A 17,009-nucleotide genomic window follows, 5' to 3' on the forward strand; every position below is an offset into this window, starting at 1 on the left:
CGGTGGCGGCGCGCATGTCAGGCGCCCTCCCGCGGCAGGCCGAGCAGACCGCGCGCAAGCTGGGCGCCGTCGCCCTGACCGCGTGCGACGGTCTCGAGCAGCCACCGGCTTTCGCCGTTGCGGCCGGCGAGCTGCAGCGCGAATCCGCGCCAGGCGTCCAGCAGCGCCCGTTCGCCGGGGTCGGCGAGGACGGCGGATTCCAGCAGCGCCACGGCTTCGGACGCGCGCGCCGAATTCAGGCACGCGACGGCCAGGCCGATGAGCGGATAGGCCGCCCCGGGACGCAGGCGGCGCAAGGCCTTGAAAATGGCTTCGGCGCGAGCGGCGTCGCCCGCGCCCGCGGCCAGGAAGCCGACTTCGGTGAGCAGCCGGGCGTCGTCCGCCGCAAGCGCAAAAGCCGTCTCCGGAGAGACGGCTTCGGCGGCGGCGGATGCCGGCCAGGCGGCGCTATCGTTCATGGTTCATGACGCGGCCTCGCGCGAAGAAAGTTGCAAAAGCGCCCCGGCGCGCAGACGCACGTCATCCGGTGTGCCCGGCGTGCACAGCAGCTCCAGCGTGCGCCGCGCCTGGTCCATCTGGCGCAGGGCAAGCTGGCACTCCGCCACGCGCAGGGCGGTGGGCAGAGAATCGGGATACAGGGTGAGCACCAGCGAATAGATATTGATGGCTTCGTCCGCGCGGCCCAGCATCTGCAGGCAGACGCCCAGGCCGACCAGATAGTGCTTGCGCGACGGCCCGTACTGCGCCAGGAAGGCGAACATGGGCAGCGCCTGGGCGTACTGTTCCTGCGCCACCTGGGCGTAGGCCAGCGCGTAGACCACCTCAAGCTGCTCGGGCGTCAGCCGGCGGCTGGAAGGCAGGGCTTCCATACGCTGGTACAGCGCCTCGCCAAATTCACTGCGTTCAATTGCGGTATCGGGCATTTCCTGTCCTTGCTGCGTATTCGTTATCGAGGCGCGCCATCAGACGGCCATGCGCTTGCCGATGTTCGCCGTGACCTGCGACATGCTGTCCGCCGTGCCGTTGATCATCTGCGTCACCATGCGCAGGCCCTCTTCCATCTGCTGGATCACCTTGGTGATTTCCTCGCGAGCCTCTTCCATCCTGGCCTGGAGCTTGCGGGTAATGGCGTCCAGCTCCTTCTTGTCGGCCTGGATGTTGTCGGCCTCGTTCTGCGTCTTGGCCACGGACATCTTGATGGAGCCCTGCGCGACCTGGGTCGCCCCTTGGGCGATCTGGCCCGCGGCGCCCGCGATGCGAGCCGCCATGCTCACGGTGCTTGCGCCCATCGTCACGGCTATCGTCGCCACGCCCACGGCTATCGTCGCGGCCATGCCGAACGCCATCGTCACCGCCATGGCCGTCTTGGGATCGGCGCCGGCCAGCTCGGCGATACCGCCCGCCATGCCGCCAATCAGGTTGGGTTCGATCAACAGCATGGCGGGCGACGAAATCCCCACCAGGCCAGCCACCACCTTGCCGATGCGCTGGGCCGTTTCCTCGCTGACACCGCAAGCCTGCAGGAACTTGCTGGCGATGGTCGTCATCAGGTTGCCCAGGCTGATCTCGGGCCCCCCGCACTCCTTCGACACCTGGTCCGCCAGCGCGATGGTCGACCCGATCAGGGCCATCACCGCCAGGGCCAGCAGCGGAGCGCCGGCGCCGCCGGTGGCGACGGTGCCGGCCGCCAGCACGCCGACGGCGATTGCCGAGAACACCAGGGCCGCGATCTTGCCGATCCAGCCGAAGATCTTGCCCAGCACGCCCTTGCGGTCCGCTTCCTCGCACTTCTTGACGTAGTCCTGGATCTTCTGGAGCTGCGCCTCGTTGTTCTTCTCGTTCTTCGTGCGCGCCACCAGCAGGTTTTCCTTGGCGCTGGCTAGCTGCGCCTCGTCGGACTTCGAGCGGATGCTGCGCAGCAGGTCGATCATGTCGTTGGCCGAAAACGACTGGGCCGGCGGCGCCAGCGCAGGCGCCCCATTGGCGTTGAACACGGCATCGCCGCCGCTGCCGCCGGCGTCCTTGGTCCCGGGCAGCGCGCCCGCCATGCCGACAAAGGCGTCGAGCAGTTCACGGACCTTGGCCGCGCCCGCGGCGCCCTGGGCTGCGCCCGCGCCGGCTTGCTGCAGCCCGTCGTCGCCGGGCAGAGGCGCGCCGGCGCCGATGGCGGGAGAGTTCGGGGATATTGCGCTCATGTCGGAATCCTTTGCGGCGCGCGGGCTCAGATGTTGCGGGCGATGCCGCGGTTGGTTTCCATGCGGGACTGCTCGATGGCCCCGAGCTTGTCGCGCACATCGCGGATCACGTCCATCATCTGCTGGGCCATTTCGGAGGCCTGCTGCGTGCCGGATTCGTGCACTTTGGCCTGGGCTTCCAGTTCGGTCTTTTTGGCGTCGTGCTCGGCGGCTTTGCGTTCCATGCCCGCATTGGCCATGGAGCCGATGCCGCCGGCGATGCCCGACACGCCGCCGCCGATGTCCGACTGCTTCTTGGCGTGCGACTCGGCGAATTTTCCGCCGGCGTTCAGCGTCGCGCCCTGCGCGATGCCCGAGCCAACCTGCGCAAGCCCGCCCGCAATCTGGAAAGCCCCGGCCACCATAGCGCCCACCATGCGGTCCTGCGCGGCGTTGCGCATTTCCTGGGCGGCGCCCTTCAAGGCGTCGATCTGCGCGTTCATCTCGCTCTGGCGCGTTTCGCGCGCCGACGTCCGCATTTCCTGCGCCATCTTCTGGAACAACGCCATGAAGGCGTAGATGTCCGTCTGCAGGTCCTGTTCGCTCAGCCCGCCAAGCTGGGCCAGCGTGCCCGCCACGTCCGCGCCGAGCTTGCCCTCGGGTTCCTGCAGGTGGCGCACGCCGCCCACCCCATCCTGCATCTGCTTTTCGATCGCGGCGGCAAGCTGGGCAAACGCCGCCGAGTCGATGTTGCCCGCGGCGCTCAGCGCGCCCATGAGCTTCTGCTTGATCGCTTCGCTTTCGGCGGCGATCTGCTTCGTGCTGTCGGTGATGTTCTTGAGTACGTCGGGCGACGCCGGATTGATCAGGTCGTCGATGTTCTGCATCGGGATGGACCCGGCGCCGCCTGCGGGAATGCTCGTCATGGAATGGCTCCAGTATCGTGGTTCGGCGCCGTCCGGCGCCGGTCGGGGTTCAGGCCAGCGGCCCCGCCAGGGCATCGCGCAGCACCTGCGCGCGCGCCGCCAGGGTGGCGTGCTGTTCCTCGCCTTCGCACATCGCCAACACCGCATCCAGCGCCTCGATGGCCTCGTCGCGCCGCCCCATTTCCACCAGGGACTCTGCGCTGTGGTAGAGCGGCGCGGGGTCCAGGGGATTGGCGGCGATGGCGGGCAAGTACTGGCGCATGGCGTCCTCGTGGCGTCCCAGCATCCGGCTGGCCGCGGCCAGCGCCAGGCCGTAGCGCGGCTGGGTGTGGTCGTAGGACACCAGCGCCGAGAACACCTTGAAGGCGTCGCTGTAGCGCTGCTGCTCGTACATCGAATGGCCCAGCGCGTACATCGCTTCCAGTTCGGCCGGCGTCAGCCCCAGAACGTCGCCCAGCTTGCCGCCCTCGCGGATGTAGCTGGCCAGTCCGCCCGTGGCCTCTTCCATCGCGGCGGCCAGATTCTCGGCCAGCGCGGCGTTTTCCTTGGCGTCCAGACTCATGTCGCTCTCCTCGTTCCCCGTGGCGCCCGCGCCATCACACCATCGGGCGCATTTTCTTCATGCCGCCGGAAGGCGCGGCGGCAAAGCTCTGCCGCGCCATTTCCTGCGCCACTTCGCTCTCGACGGCTTCCAGGTCCTGGCGGAACAGCGCCTCGGCCTCGGCCTTCTCCTTCGGTCCCAGGCCTGCAGCGGTCACCGCCTTGACCTTCTCGGGGTCCAGCCCCTGCTCGCGGTAGAACTCGTCGGCCCGCGCCAGGGAGCGGCGGGCGTCTTCCAGCACGCGCTCGGCTTCGGCGTGGATTTGTTCGGGGGTCTTTTTCTGGCTCATGTCTTCGTCGCGATTCAGGGGTAGGTGGAAGAAAATCAGCGCATGTTGCCGATGATGGACGAGCGGCTGTCCTGCATCTTTTTCAGGAAGTTCGTCATCACATCGAAGGCTTCGTTGCGCTTGTTCGACATGCTCTGCAGGCGCTGCATGTCCATCTGCTGCGTGTTGGACAGCGCGTCCACCTTGTTCTTGATGGCCTGGATTGCGGTGTCCAGGCTGCCCTTGGTGACCTTGCTGATACCGCCATCAATCTGCAGCTTGTACTTGTCGGTGTTCAGGTCCATGCCGGCTTCTCCCATGGCCTTGAACATCGCGTCGCGCATCTGGTTGTAGCGGTTGTCGTTCTCCGTGCCTGCCTTGTTCCAGTCCGGGATCTCGCCATCCTTCATCTGCGTGTTGCCGTCCTTGCCGGACTTGAACAGGCCCGCCAGCGCGTTCAGGCTGCTCATGGCCTCGTTCAGCTTGGCGATCTGCGTGTTGCGCGCCTGCACTTCGTCGATCTGGGTCTGCAGCTGAGAGTCCAGCAGCTTGGTTCTTTCGGTCTGCACCATCATCAGCGCGGTTTCGATGTCCATGCTGGACAAGTCGATCTGCCCGATGCCGGCCGCGCCGCTGGAACCATTTACCGTGGTCATTGCTCATCTCCAAGATTGGGTCGTTCGCTGCGATCAGGGGAATCGCGCCTGGGTCCGTGATTGCCCGGCCCCGCATACCGTGTAAGTAACCGGCCCTGGCCGGGAGTTCCACGCCGGACGGACTTTTTGTCCGTCCCGGCCGCCCGGATCAGCGCATGTTGCCGATGATGCCGGACCGGCTGTCCTGCATCTTCTTGATGAAGTTCGTCATCACGTCGAAGGCTTCGTTTCGTTTGCCGGTCATGCTCTGCAGCCGCATCATTTCCATCTGCTGGGTATTGCCCAGCGCGTCGACCTGCCGCTTGGCTGCGTCAATCTCATTCTTGTTGGTCTCGACCGTGGCGGTGTTGGCCTTGATCTTGCCCTCCAGTTCCGCCACCTTCCCGCTGATCTGGTCCACCCAGCCCTGCACCACGCGGCCCTTGGCGTCCATGGTGCCGTTGCGGTCGATGTCTCGCGGCGCATCCGCCCCGGTCGGCACGGTCAGCCCGGAATCCTGGATCTGCTTGAGCGTCGCGTGGGACAGTGCATGGTCGTCGCCCTGGCCCCACGACAGGCCATACCAGCCTTCGGGATTCGGGCACTTGCTGGCCGCCAGCCGCTCCTGCAGGTCCTTGAGTTCGGCGATCTGCGCCTGCATCTCCACGCTGGATGCCTCCAACTTCAGGTTGTCCGCCGACTTCGCGGTCATGGAGTCGTTCAGACCGGCCATTTCGGCATTGCGCGCATTCACGGAATCCAGCTGCTGGCGCAGCGAGTCTTCCAACAGCTGGGTGCGCGCGGTCTGGACCGCCATGAGCGCGGTTTCCAGATCCATGCCGGACAGATCCAGGCCCGACACCCCGCCCACGCTTACTCCCGATACCGAAGACATCGCCTTCTCCTTGAATTGATTGCGTGTTCGGCGCCGCGCGCCCCACACAAACAAGGGTTAACCCTGAAGCCGCCGGCACTGCCGCCGGCCGCCTCCACTCCGTGTTCGTAACGCCAGCGACGGCTTGGTTCCAACGGGCGCGGATGGAACTAATTCCGCCGCGCCGTTACTACCACCTGACGATGCGCGGCCCGCGCCGGCCGCCCCTTGAGCCTTATGAACCGTATAGAAGCTGGACTGCCCTCTTCCGCCTTTTCCTCGACGACTTCGCATGCCGACGTTCAGCACGGCCAGCAGCAGGTCGGCACGATGCTGGGCCAGGCCGCCGTCGCCGTGGAGGGCGAGTTTTCGCTGGCGGATTCCGCCGAAGAGCTCAGCCTGCACATGGCCGAGAAGACCGAGGACAAGCACCACTCCGAGCGCAAGATGCGCGGCGACACGCCCCTCCAGCTGCTGGGCATGGAAGCCATCGTCGCCTTCCTGGCCGAAACCCACGACGCGGACGCCCAGGAAAAACTGGTCGAACTTGCGCGCTTCCTGCTCGACGGCAAAGGGGATCCCCGGCAGGCGGCCGGCAAGGCGTTCGGCGACGTCACGCAGCAGTACCTGGGCCTGCAGTACGCGCTACAGAAAGGCGAGCGCGAGGGCGCGGCGGAAGAAGTCCTGGACAGCCTGCGCGAAGCGCTGGCCGACCTGGAACTGGAAAGCGGCCCGCAGATCCGCGCCGGCCTGAACACCGTAGGCGCCGCGGGCGCCTATGCGGGCGACAGCCAGGGCGTCGCCGACTTCCAGCGCACCTACCGCGACGTGGTGCTGGGCGAATCGTCGCTGGCCAAGACGCTGGCGCTGGCGCTGGAACGCTTTGGCGGCAAGGACGTCGGCCGCGGCCTGCAGCAGCTGATCGCGGCGCTGGGCCAGGACCTGGCCGCCGCCCGCCCATCCATCAGTCCCGACCGGCTGCAGTCGCTGGTGCAGGACCTGTATCAACTGGGCACCGCCGTCACCGTCCTGGACGGATGCGCGGAGCTGGGAGCCAAGCTCAAGCGGGACCACGGCGCGGGCATCGACACCGAACGCCTGATGCAGGACCTGGTCAACGTCAGCAATGAAAAATGGATTTCCGAAGCCCGTTTCTCCGGCCTGGCGGGCTCGCACGGGGTCGCCACGGTCGAAGGCCGCATCGCCTTCCTGGGCGGCATGCGCGCCGTGCTCAAGGACCTGCCGGTGCAGGTCTTTGCCGACGCGGACACCCGGCAATCCGTCCTGAACGCCGCGCAACAGGCCCTGGACGCGGCCATCGACGAGGAATACGAATGAACAGCCTGGATCGCGCCCTGAGCGACTTCGGCGCCCACATCGGCATGCCCGGACTGGCGCTGGGCGCTGGCGGCAACACGGCCCTGCAATTGGAATCCGGCCGCCGGGTCGTCTTCGAGCCGGCCGGCGATGAAGTGCTGGTCTATCTGTCGGAACCCGTGCCCTACGACTCGGCCGAGCGCCTGCACAAGGCCTGGCGGCGGGCGCACTACTCGCGCCTGGATGGCTGGCCGGTGCAGGCCGCGCTGCGCGAACAGGATGGCCTGCCGCGGCTGCTGGCCGTGACGCGAATGGCCGCCGCCGACGCCAGCGCGGCCAGGCTAGGGCAGGCAGTCGACTACCTGTCCCGCTGGCTCGACGCCGCGCGCGACGACTGATCACGGGACACGGAGAACCATCATGTCCGACATGCGCATCAACGGCCTGGCCTTCGACCGCGGCATCGACAGCATTTCCTATGCGGGCCGGGAAACCGGCGGCCAGCAACTGCCCGAACGCCATGAGCTCACCCCGCCCGCCGATGGCGTGCGCGCACAGCTTGCGCAACTGCTGGACAAGCCCAACACCGCGCGCTACCTGGATGAAAGCCTGCGCCCGGCGCTGGATAATCGCGACCTGCTCATGCCCGGCAAATTCCAGCAGGCCCTGCAATCGGCGCTGGACGGCCTGGCCGCGGCCGCGGAACAGCACCAGAACGAGGACGCCGCCCGCTCGCTCAATCGCGCGCTGCGGCTGCTGAAAGACGAGGCCGGCCTGCGCGATCTGGTCGCCATGTACCGCAGCGCGCTATATCAAGGATGAACCCGGGATGGCGCTGACCCACGAAGCCCGCGAGCTGCTCAGCCTGCTGGCCTATGTCTATCTTGAAAACAACCGGCCCGAGAAGACGGCCGTGCTGCTGAACGCCCTGCGCACGCTGGACCTGGCCGAACCGCGCCAGCTTGCCGCGCTGGCGCTGGCGCAATTGCGGGCCGGCAAGCCCGAGACCGCGCTGTCCACGCTGGACGGCCTGGCCATGCGGGGCGGCGCCGATGCGCCCTTCCACCTGATCCGCGCCCAGACCCTGTTGGCCCTGGAGCGGCGGGATGAAGCCGCGGCGGCCATGCGCGCCTATGTCGCGCTGCGCCCGGCCGCCGCCATGACCACCGAGACCGAGTCCTCTTGAGCCGCCCCATGCAAGCCTTGAACCGCGCGGTCGCCGCCGCCACCAGCCGCAACGACATCGTCCTGGCGATCCTGATCGTCTCGATCATCTTCATGATGATCCTGCCGCTGCCCACCACGCTGGTCGACGTGCTGATCGGCGCCAACATGACGTTGTCGGCCATCCTGCTGATGGTCGCGATGTACCTGCCGTCGCCGCTGGCGTTTTCGTCGTTCCCGTCGGTGCTGCTGGTCACCACGCTATTCCGCCTGGGCATCTCCATCGCCACTACCCGCCTGATCCTGCTGCAGGGCGACGCAGGGCACATCATCGAAACCTTCGGCAATTTCGTGGTCGGCGGCAACCTGATCGTGGGCCTGGTGGTCTTCCTGATCCTGACCATCGTGCAGTTCGTGGTGATCACCAAGGGCGCCGAGCGCGTGGCCGAAGTGGCGGCGCGCTTCTCGCTGGACGCCATGCCGGGCAAGCAGATGTCGATCGACGCCGATCTGCGCGCCGGCACTATCGACATGGACGAAGCGCGCAAGCGCCGCTCGGTGGTGGAGAAAGAAAGCCAGCTCTATGGCGCCATGGACGGCGCCATGAAGTTCGTCAAGGGCGACGCCATCGCCGGACTGATCATCGTGGCCGTCAACCTGCTGGGCGGCATCCTCATCGGCACCATGCAGCGCGGGCTTACCGCCGGCGAGGCGGTCCAGGTCTATTCCATCCTGACCATCGGCGACGGCCTGATCGCGCAGATTCCCGCGCTGTTCATCGCCATCTGCGCCGGCATCATCGTGACGCGCGTGCAGACCGGCGACGGCCCGTCGAACGTGGGCAAGGACATCGGCGCGCAGATCCTGGCGCAGCCGCGCGCCCTGCTGATTGCTGCGGCGATCGCGGTGGGCATGGGACTGATCCCCGGCATGCCCACCCTGACCTTCCTGGCCCTGGCCGCCGTCGTGGGCACCATTGGCTTCGTGCTCATGCGCGGCACGCGCAAGGTGGTGGACGAGAAAACCGGAGAGATCACCGAAATCCCCGCGCTGGCGGCCGACGGGCAGAAGCCGGCGGCCAAGCCCCGCAGCGACGGCAGCGCGGAATTCGCCCCCACGCTGCCCCTGATGATCGACGTGGCCGCTGCGCTGCAGCGCAGCTTCGACGCCGACGAACTGAACGACGAACTGCTCAAGATCCGCCGCGCGCTGTACTTCGACCTGGGGGTGCCGTTCCCCGGCATCCAGCTGCGCTTCAACGACGCGCTGCCGCAGGACACCTACAACATCCTGCTGTCCGAAGTGCCGGTGTCGCAGGGCAAGCTGCGCCCCGGCGCAGTGCTGGTGCGCGACACCGAACAAAACCTGCAGGCCTTGCAGGTTCCGTACGAGACGGACAAGCGCTTCCTGCCCAACATCCCCACCATCTGGGTGTCTGCAGACCTGGCGCCCACCCTGTCTGCTGCTGGGATCCCGTTCCTGGATCCGCACCAGGTGCTGACGTGGCACCTGGCCTTCGTACTGAAGAAATATTCTTCCGACTTCATCGGCATCCAGGAGACCCGCTTCCTGCTCACCGCCATGGAAGACCGCTTCCCCGATCTGGTCAAGGAAGCGCTGCGCGTGATGCCGGTGCAGAAGATCGCCGAAATCATGCAGCGGCTGGTGTCGGAGGACATCTCCGTGCGCAACCTGCGCGCGGTGCTGGAAGCGCTGATCGAATGGGGCCAGAAAGAGAAGGACACGGTGCTGCTCACCGAGTATGTGCGGGTCTCGCTCAAGCGCCACATCAGCTACAAGTACTCCACCGGCCAGAACATCCTGCCCGCCTACCTGCTGGCCCCGAATGTCGAGGAAACGGTGCGCGGCGCCATCCGCCAGACGTCGGCCGGCAGCTACCTGGCGCTGGACCCCAACGCCTCGAAAAAGCTGGTCGACAACATCAAGCGCGCCACTGGCGACCTGAACGCCACCGCGCAAAAGCCGGTGCTGCTCACGTCCATGGACATCCGCCGCTACCTGCGCAAGATGATCGAACAGGATCTGTACGAACTTCCCGTGCTGTCCTACCAGGAACTGACCCAGGAAATCAACGTGCAGCCGCTGGCAAGGGTGGACCTGTGAACCCGCACCGCCACGGAGGCGCCGCATGAGCGTTGCGCTGGAACTGCGAGTGCTGAGCGGCCTGCATTGCGATGCGCGCTGCCTGGTGGAAGACGGTGCGATGCTGGGCGCCGATCCCGCCTGCGACATCGTGCTGGCCGACGACGGCATGAGTCCGCGCGCCGCGCGCGTGCGCATCGGGGCGGACGGCTGGGACCTGGCTCTGGACGGCGCCCAGCCAGACAGCGCGCCGGCCACGCCCTGGAACCGGCCCGCGCCGCTGGGGCCGGTCTGGGTCACGGTGGCGCGGCGCGAGGATCCCTGGCCGCGGATCCCCGAGCCCGCCAACGATGCGCCGGCTGCCAGCGAAGCGCAAGCGCCCGCCGGCAGCGATGCGCCTCCTGCGCCGGACGCCGTGCTCGCGTCCGCAGCCGTGGCCGACGAGGACCGCCAGCTCGAACACCGCCTGCCGCTGCCGCCCGCACAGGGCCGGCGCCGCAAACGCGATTCCTGGCCGATCATGCTGGGCCTGGGCGCGGTGGTGCTCACCATCATCGTGGCGATTTCGCTTGCGCTCATCCCGCCGTCCACGGCCAAGCGGGCGCCCACGCCCGACCCGCGGATCGCCGCGGCCGAAAAATCCATGGGGCAGATATCCGCGGTATTCGAACGCATGGGGCTGGCCTCGCGCCTGCATGTCGCGATGTCGCGCGACGGCACGGTCACCGTGTCGGGCTGGGTGCGCAACGCGGCCGAGCAGGACGCCGTCGCGGCGTCGCTGTCGCAAATCTGGCCGATGCCCGCCATGCGCATCAGCAACGAGGACGACGCGGTGCGCACCGCGCGCGCCGCGCTGCGCGCCTTCAGCGTCAGATACGAACCCCGCTACCAGGGCGACGGCCGCCTGAACGTCGCCGGCATCGCCAGCAGCGCGCGCGAGCGCGCCTCCGCGATGGACGCGCTGCGCGCGCAACTGCCTGGCATGACGGTCCTGGGCAACGACATCGTGCTGACGCAACAGGTGAGCGACACGTTCTCCAGCCAGATGGTGGACGCCGGGCTTTCCGGCGTCACCCTGGCCTGGAAGGCCGACTACCTGGACATCGCGCCCGGCGCGCTGGACGACGACCAGCAACAGCGCTTGCGGGAACTGGTAGACGATTTCAACAAGCAGTACTTCGGCGTGGCCAGGATGGCCGCGGCCAGCGCGGCGGCGCCCGCTGACAGCGTGCCGTTCGTCATCCGCAGCGTCGTGGGCGGGCCGCAGCCTTTCATCGTGCTGGAAGACGGCAGCAAGCTGCTGGTCGGCGGCACTTACCGCAAGTACCGGCTGGTCGCCGTGGAAAACACCCGCATCATTTTCGAGGGGCCGCGAAGCGCGATCGTGACGCGCTGAACATCCCTGTCCCATCGTCCTCCCAAGAACCGCAAGCGCCCGCCATGACAACGCCCACCGCCCTGACCGAACTGGAACAACGCCTGGCCGCCCCCGGCGGCGCGGAGCTTGGCGCGTCGCTGGCCGCGCGCCTGGCGCGGCTGGAACACGCCGCCCGCACCCGGCTGGATGCGGGCCTGCCGCCCGCCGCGTTCCAGGACTGCGTGGCGGTGGCGCAAGCCGCCCAGGCGGCGCGCGAAGTCCTGGCGCAGCATCCGTCGCAATCCTCTTCGGACACCGGCGCGCCGCGACGGCCGTCCCCGTTCAATCCCCTGTCCCGCTAAGGAGACGCAGCATGGCACTCAACGGTCTCACCGGCTCGTCCGGCCTGAACTTCAACTCCATCAACAATTCCATCTACGACAGCATCCGCACGCAGGAAACCAACCTGCAGTCGACGCTGGCCACCATGGGCTCCAACGCCGACGGCAGCGTGTCGCAGGCGCAGATGCTGCAGATGCAGCAGCAGATCCAGCAGTGGACGATGATGATCGACATCCAGAGCACGATCACCAAGCAGATCGCGGACTCGCTGAAGGGCGTGATCCAGAAGTCGAGCTGAAGGGCCGGGCGGCGCGGCGCCGCCCTATACCGACTGCATCATGAAGGCGGGGTTGCGCCGCAGCGCGTCCACGTCCGGTTCCGCACGCGCGCTGCGCGTCTCCCAGGCTTCGGCCTGAGCGAGCAGCGCGTCGATCGCGGCCATCAGGGTGTCGGCGCGGCACTCCGCGCGCGGCACGCCCAATTGCAGGTGCATGCGCCCGTCGGGCGCGGCGCAGGCGACGACGCCGCCCCCGGCCTGCATGAAATTGCTCTGCGCGGCCAGCAAGGCCTGCGCGCCGTCCATCTTGCCGCCAACGGCGCATGACAGCAGTATCTGAGCGCGCGCGCCGTGCTCCATGATCTGCACCAGGTGCCGGCCATCGAATGCAAGCTGGCACAGCCCGCCCTCCGCAGGCGCCAGGGCGGGAATGCCCAGGGTCTGGCCAAGTTCTGAGAGGATCCGGGCGAAGAAGGGATCTGACACGGTAGGCAACGGAGTTGGGGCCGCGAAGTCCGGGCGGCGCCGCATGCAAGCACGCGGAAGAGGCGAGGCGCCATCTTACCCGCGTTCAGTGCGCGGGCCAATCGGGGGAACTCAGCAGCAGGCTCCCGTTACTCATGGGCTGAATTCCACTCCGTGAGGCCCCCATGGCACACAACTCGATTTACGACATCGCGCAAGCGGCCGCCGAGTACACACGCGCGGTCTTCCAACCGGCCGGCGACGCGTCGCCGCCAGCGCAATGGGCCGTTCCGCTGGACGACCAGCGCCAACTGGGCATGGCGGCCAACCCCAACGAAGGCAGCGTCGTGCTGACAGCCTGGCGGCGCGCCTTCCAGGATGCGCCGGACACGGACGACCTGCCGGGCGAGGCCCTGCTGCGCCGCACGTTCGACACGCGCATGGGCGCCGGCCTGGTCGGCGGCATCACGCCCGAACTGGGCGTCAGCCTCAGCCTGCCGCTCTACGCCGCCTGCGAGGCGCAAACGCTGCAGGACGCCGCGCAGGCCCTGCTGCGCGAACTGGACCTGTCGGAAGATGCGCCCGGCGAAGCCGCCCAGACCCTGCCTCCCGTGTCTGCCGACGCGCGCGCCCAGCTCGGCGATGCGCAGCGCGCCGAACGCGACCTGTCGCGGCTGGCCCAAAGCTGCGGGCTGGACGCCCTGCCCGCCGGCGCGCGCCAGTTCGACCTGCTGTTCGACGACCTCCCCGGCCGCATCACGCTGCATCCGTCCAACCGCTACATCGTGGCGGACTTCTACCTGCACGACGCCGTGACCCTGCAGGGCAACCTGCGCCGCGCCGCCATCAAGGCCGCGCTGCTGATCAACCAGAACGCGCTGCGCGGCAACGCCTTCGCCATCGGCCTGGACAGCCGGGATTTCCTGGCCGTCACCGGCCGCATCGCGCTCGACCGGCTGGACGACGACATCTGGCCGCGGTGGCTGCAGTACCAGGTGACGCAGGCGCTGGATACGCGCGCGCTCGTCTGGAACCTGTCGCTGGAGAACGCGCAGATCTCGTTTGGCGGCGCCGGCGGCGCCACCTCGGTCGCTCCGGGAGAACTGGCATGACGAACATATCCAGCCAGATCCAGAACAGCGCCAGCGCCCAAGTATGGCAGGCGCCGGCCCAGACGCCCACCTCGCTGCTCGGGCAGCTCAAGGGCCTGTTCGTCACGCCCGACAGCAGCGCCACCCACGTTCAGGCGGCCAAGCAGTCATTCGAGCAGTACTTCATGCAGGAATCCAGCGCGCTGGCCAGCATGATGGGCCCGAAGGGCGTCGAAGGCTTCACCGGCAACGTGCAAGCGAAGTTCGAATCCATCATGCAGCGCACCTTCGACGCGTTGCCGCGCAATGATGACGGTTCGGTGGGCGGCAAGGATTTCGCCGCCGCCATGAAAAAGGCCGGCTCACAGGCCGCGATGGCGCTGGACCGCCTGAAGGTCGACGCCGCGCGCCACGAGTTGCAGGCCAACCTGCCTCCGGCAGACAAAAGCCCGCAGATCATCCCGCACAATGGCGGGTTCGTCGTCATCCGGCCGGCGCCGCAACTGGAGAACCTGGTGCTGCGCGGCGGCGGCGCCAAGGGCATCGGCTACAGCGCTGCGCTGGACCAGATGGAGAAGGCCGGCATGATGGCGGGCTTGAAGAACCTGGCCGGCTCATCCGCAGGCGCGCTGACGGCCACCTGCCTGGCCTGCGGCCTATCGGCGTCGGAGTTCGAAAGCGGTCCCGCGGATGCGCTGTTCCGGCCCGGCGTGCTGGACGCGCTCAAGGGCGGCAGCGACCTGGCCCGCCTGTACCCGGACCTGCAGATGGAAGGCGGCCTGGCGCCCGCGGTCGCCTCGCTGAAGGTGGTGGACCAGAGCAGCGCCAACAGCGTCGCCAACTTCCTGAACAGCAACTGGGACGACAGCGCCTTCCAGGCCAGGTTTGCGCAGCTTGACCAGGCGGCGCAGGGGCGTCTGGAAGAACTGCGCCAGCCGCAGAACTTCGACGACAACCGGCAGGGCAAGATGGTCACCTTCGGCGACCTGAAATCCCTGCACGAGCTGGCGCCGGAAAAGTTCAAGAACCTGACGCTGACCGGCTGGAACAAGACCGACCAGAAGGAAATGTACTTCGACGCGCAGACCGCGCCCAACATGCCGGTGGCCTACGCCGCACGCATGTCGATGGCCTTCCCCATCGCGTTCAAGGCCGTGTCGATCGAGATGGACGGCGAAAAAAAGGTCTTCGCCGACGGCGGCATCGGCAGCAACATGCCGTCCGAAGTGTTCCTGAAGCCCAACGACCCCACTGGCGCGCGCGTGACGCTGGACACGAACGCGAAGGGCGAAATGCGGGCGCGCACCCTGCTCCTGACCTTTGACGAAAACGGCAAGGGCTACCAGATCATGCATGGCGGCAAGCCCGAGGCGAAGCCGCAAGGCGTGCTGGACAAGGTCAAGGCCTTTTTCGTGAACCTGATCACCAGCCATCCCGACCAGGCCGGCGCCAATCTGAAGGACCAGAAGAAGGTGTGGAACGCAGGGCCCAATGCGTTGCCGGTCTTCCATGGCGACATCAAGACGCTCACGTCCAGCATCAGCGACGAGACGCAGCACCAGGCCCACATGCTGTCCGCATGGAAGGCGCTGGAGCAGATCGACGCCCGCACGCAGCAGGCCTATTCGATGCGATGCGAGACGCTGGAGGAATTGGCGGCCATGCTGACGCCCGACGAGAAGTTGGCGCTGCAGTCCCTGCCCAACCCGGATGCGCACCAGGTTCAGTTGCTAGCGCTCATCAACGGTCTGGGCAACAGCGCCCCGCCCCCGCAGACGATGATGCCGGTGTAGCGCGGAAGCAGCGGTCCCGGCCCCAGCGAGGGCCCGGGACCGCTGCTCGGGATTGCGGCTCGGGGTTGCGATCCCGAGCTTGCGGTTGCGCGCCGCCTTACAGGTTCAGAGCGGCACCGCCGCCCTGGCCCGGCATACGGCCTGCAGCCTCCTGGAATCGCCGGCATGGCCGCGCCACAGGCGCAGCAGCCGGTCCGCGCCGGTGCTGCGCGTATCGGCCACAAAACGGGCGTAGTCCAGCCAGGGGCGCTCGCCGGCGTCCAGGCCGCCGGCAGCCACCGCCAGCGTCTCGCGCGCCAGCGCGCACACTGCGTCGTCGTCCAGCGCATGGCGCATCGCATCGGCCCGCAGGCCGCGCAGGCGCAGCCAGCCCCATTCGCGCACCAGGTCTTCCGCCTGGTCCAGGTTGCGCATCAGGCCCAGCTGCAGGGCCGACGGCGCCATGACCGTGGTGGCTGCCACCGCCTTGCCGGCTTCCTGCAAAAGTTGCGCGTCGGCAAAGCCCGCGCCCGGCGCGCGTCCTTCGATATAGCCGGTCACGCCCAGCCTGGCATACAGCTCCTCGATGCCGCCGGGCCTTTGCCATGCCTCGCGCAGCGCCTGCAGTGGCGCCTGGGCATGCAGACGGTAGCGCCAGCGCGCGTCCAGGAAATGCGCGAACTGCGAATACTCGAAATGCCCGCCCTGCGGCACAACGGTCACCGCGGCGCCCGTGTCGGTGCGCAATCCCGGCCACCCCTCCGACGCCATGAAACGCGACAGCGGCGGACTGCCCTGCAGGTACACGCCCACCGCGGATTTGTAGCCGTCCTCCATTGCCAGAGGCAGGCAGCGGCTGGCCGTTCCGGCGCCGAACATCCAGCGGAAATAGTCGCCCAGATCGGCGAAAGGCCGATCCGGCAACCGCTGCAGATAGTGATCGCCCGCGTAACGCGAATAGCGGAACATGCGGTCCCACACCGTCAGGCGATTCTCCTTGAAGCCGGTTTCGCGGCCGCTTTCCAACGGACTGTTCGCGAACAGCGCCACGCTGGCGGGCGCCAGCGCCAACACCACATTCAGCGCGCGCGCCGCCTGGCTCACGTCGATCGACGTGCAGGGACTGTTCTGCGCCTTGGCGTCGATGCCCACCCGATGCAGCCATTCCCGATGGCCCACCAGCTCGCGATAGATGGGGCGCGGCACCTGCACGGCGGTGTACCAGGCCGGGTCCAGCGTGCAGGCGGGATGCTCGGACACGTTCAGCACCGTCGCGCCTTCCGAGTCCAGCGCCGCCTGCGCGTCCTGCAGCTCGCGCCGCACGCGGCGGCCCAGTTCCGACAGTCCGCCCTCTTCGGCGGACACCGGCGCAAACGCGGTCTCCAGCAGGTTGAAGCCATTGTCCAGCCCGCTCTCGCCAGCGGCCACCGACACCCCGACGTCCCGCCCGGCAATGCGATACAGGTCCGGCGACTCGTCGCGCGCGGCCTTGATCCCGGCCAGCCGCCCGAAGTACCCCGCCACCGGATGACTCGCGCCCGTATCGCGGCACGCCACGGCCATCTCCATCTCCAGGCCAAGCGTCTGCCCGGCGCGCGGAATCATCGGCGGGCTCCGGCGCAGCGAAGAACGGAAATGCGGCC

At 67.8% G+C, this 17,009-nt stretch carries 20 protein-coding genes; 10 read left to right on the forward strand and 10 right to left on the reverse strand.

Annotation, left to right across the window (positions count from 1 at the left end; all coding sequences use genetic code 11):
- Window positions 1–17: 17 nt before the first annotated feature.
- From KYC_RS14100 to KYC_RS14135, 8 genes are all read right to left on the reverse strand, one after another.
- A complete protein-coding gene (locus KYC_RS14100) occupies window positions 18–458 on the reverse strand; it encodes a tetratricopeptide repeat protein (RefSeq protein WP_008163319.1) in 441 nt (146 codons plus the stop codon).
- 3 nt (window positions 459–461) lie between these two features.
- The gene (locus tag KYC_RS14105) at window positions 462–923 is read right to left on the reverse strand and encodes a tetratricopeptide repeat protein (RefSeq protein ID WP_008163321.1); all 462 of its coding nucleotides are present in this window, start codon (window positions 921–923) and stop codon (window positions 462–464) included.
- A gap of 39 nt (window positions 924–962) precedes the next feature.
- Entirely contained in the window at window positions 963–2,195 is a 1,233-nt protein-coding gene (gene sctE, locus KYC_RS14110; RefSeq protein WP_008163323.1) for a type III secretion system translocon subunit SseC family protein, read from the reverse strand.
- Between the two features lie 26 nt (window positions 2,196–2,221).
- The gene (gene sctB, locus KYC_RS28415) at window positions 2,222–3,100 is read right to left on the reverse strand and encodes a type III secretion system translocon subunit SctB (RefSeq protein WP_008163325.1); all 879 of its coding nucleotides are present in this window, start codon (window positions 3,098–3,100) and stop codon (window positions 2,222–2,224) included.
- 49 nt (window positions 3,101–3,149) lie between these two features.
- The gene (locus KYC_RS14120; RefSeq protein ID WP_008163329.1) at window positions 3,150–3,662 is read right to left on the reverse strand and encodes a SycD/LcrH family type III secretion system chaperone; all 513 of its coding nucleotides are present in this window, start codon (window positions 3,660–3,662) and stop codon (window positions 3,150–3,152) included.
- A 34-nt stretch (window positions 3,663–3,696) separates the two neighbouring features.
- Window positions 3,697–3,990: a Btc22 family type III secretion system chaperone gene (btc22, locus tag KYC_RS14125; RefSeq protein WP_008163332.1), complete on the reverse strand. Its 294-nt coding sequence runs from the start codon at window positions 3,988–3,990 to the stop codon at window positions 3,697–3,699.
- 35 nt (window positions 3,991–4,025) lie between these two features.
- Complete coding sequence (locus KYC_RS14130; protein ID WP_008163334.1) at window positions 4,026–4,625, reverse strand: hypothetical protein; 600 nt, start codon at window positions 4,623–4,625, stop codon at window positions 4,026–4,028.
- A gap of 148 nt (window positions 4,626–4,773) precedes the next feature.
- Window positions 4,774–5,499, reverse strand: coding sequence for a hypothetical protein (locus KYC_RS14135; protein WP_008163337.1), 726 nt, complete (start codon window positions 5,497–5,499; stop codon window positions 4,774–4,776).
- Between the two features lie 216 nt (window positions 5,500–5,715).
- Between KYC_RS14135 and sctW the strand changes: the two genes are divergently transcribed.
- The 8 genes from sctW to KYC_RS14175 are packed head-to-tail and all read left to right on the forward strand — an operon-like array spanning window position 5,716 to window position 12,059.
- Entirely contained in the window at window positions 5,716–6,816 is a 1,101-nt protein-coding gene (gene sctW, locus KYC_RS14140; RefSeq protein WP_008163340.1) for a type III secretion system gatekeeper subunit SctW, read from the forward strand.
- On the forward strand, window positions 6,813–7,193 hold the full coding sequence (locus KYC_RS14145; RefSeq protein WP_008163343.1) for a type III secretion system chaperone family protein: 381 nt from the start codon (window positions 6,813–6,815) through the stop codon (window positions 7,191–7,193). The genes sctW and KYC_RS14145 overlap by 4 nt, the downstream gene beginning before the upstream one ends.
- A 22-nt stretch (window positions 7,194–7,215) precedes the next feature.
- Complete coding sequence (gene sctX / locus KYC_RS14150; RefSeq protein WP_008163346.1) at window positions 7,216–7,617, forward strand: type III secretion apparatus assembly protein SctX; 402 nt, start codon at window positions 7,216–7,218, stop codon at window positions 7,615–7,617.
- 7 nt (window positions 7,618–7,624) lie between these two features.
- Window positions 7,625–7,981 carry a type III secretion apparatus assembly chaperone SctY gene (sctY, locus tag KYC_RS14155; protein WP_008163349.1) on the forward strand — a complete coding sequence of 119 codons (357 nt, stop codon included), beginning with the start codon at window positions 7,625–7,627 and terminating at the stop codon, window positions 7,979–7,981.
- Between the two features lie 8 nt (window positions 7,982–7,989).
- Window positions 7,990–10,083, forward strand: a complete 2,094-nt coding sequence (gene sctV, locus KYC_RS14160; RefSeq protein WP_008163351.1) for a type III secretion system export apparatus subunit SctV — start codon at window positions 7,990–7,992, stop codon at window positions 10,081–10,083.
- Between the two features lie 25 nt (window positions 10,084–10,108).
- Entirely contained in the window at window positions 10,109–11,458 is a 1,350-nt protein-coding gene (sctD, locus tag KYC_RS14165; protein ID WP_008163353.1) for a type III secretion system inner membrane ring subunit SctD, read from the forward strand.
- Between the two features lie 44 nt (window positions 11,459–11,502).
- Window positions 11,503–11,781 carry a hypothetical protein gene (locus tag KYC_RS14170; RefSeq protein ID WP_008163355.1) on the forward strand — a complete coding sequence of 93 codons (279 nt, stop codon included), beginning with the start codon at window positions 11,503–11,505 and terminating at the stop codon, window positions 11,779–11,781.
- Window positions 11,782–11,792: 11 nt separating this feature from the next.
- Window positions 11,793–12,059, forward strand: a complete 267-nt coding sequence (locus KYC_RS14175; RefSeq protein WP_008163356.1) for an EscF/YscF/HrpA family type III secretion system needle major subunit — start codon at window positions 11,793–11,795, stop codon at window positions 12,057–12,059.
- A gap of 24 nt (window positions 12,060–12,083) precedes the next feature.
- Here the strand turns inward: KYC_RS14175 and KYC_RS14180 are convergent, their stop codons facing one another.
- Window positions 12,084–12,524: a type III secretion system chaperone gene (locus tag KYC_RS14180; RefSeq protein WP_167310252.1), complete on the reverse strand. Its 441-nt coding sequence runs from the start codon at window positions 12,522–12,524 to the stop codon at window positions 12,084–12,086.
- 164 nt (window positions 12,525–12,688) lie between these two features.
- Here KYC_RS14180 and KYC_RS29655 point away from each other — a divergent pair, with 164 nt between their 5' ends.
- Window positions 12,689–13,615 carry a hypothetical protein gene (locus KYC_RS29655; RefSeq protein WP_008163360.1) on the forward strand — a complete coding sequence of 309 codons (927 nt, stop codon included), beginning with the start codon at window positions 12,689–12,691 and terminating at the stop codon, window positions 13,613–13,615.
- A complete protein-coding gene (locus tag KYC_RS14190) occupies window positions 13,612–15,387 on the forward strand; it encodes a patatin-like phospholipase family protein (protein WP_008163363.1) in 1,776 nt (591 codons plus the stop codon). The genes KYC_RS29655 and KYC_RS14190 overlap by 4 nt, the downstream gene beginning before the upstream one ends.
- Window positions 15,388–15,492: 105 nt before the next feature.
- On the opposite strand, the gene KYC_RS14195 is transcribed toward KYC_RS14190, so the two are convergent.
- Window positions 15,493–16,971 (reverse strand): glutamate-cysteine ligase family protein, encoded by a 1,479-nt coding sequence (locus KYC_RS14195; protein WP_008163364.1) that lies wholly within the window; start codon window positions 16,969–16,971, stop codon window positions 15,493–15,495.
- Window positions 16,972–17,009 lie beyond the last annotated feature (38 nt).

This window comes from Achromobacter arsenitoxydans SY8 (genome assembly GCF_000236785.1).
Lineage (GTDB): Bacteria > Pseudomonadota > Gammaproteobacteria > Burkholderiales > Burkholderiaceae_B > Achromobacter > Achromobacter arsenitoxydans.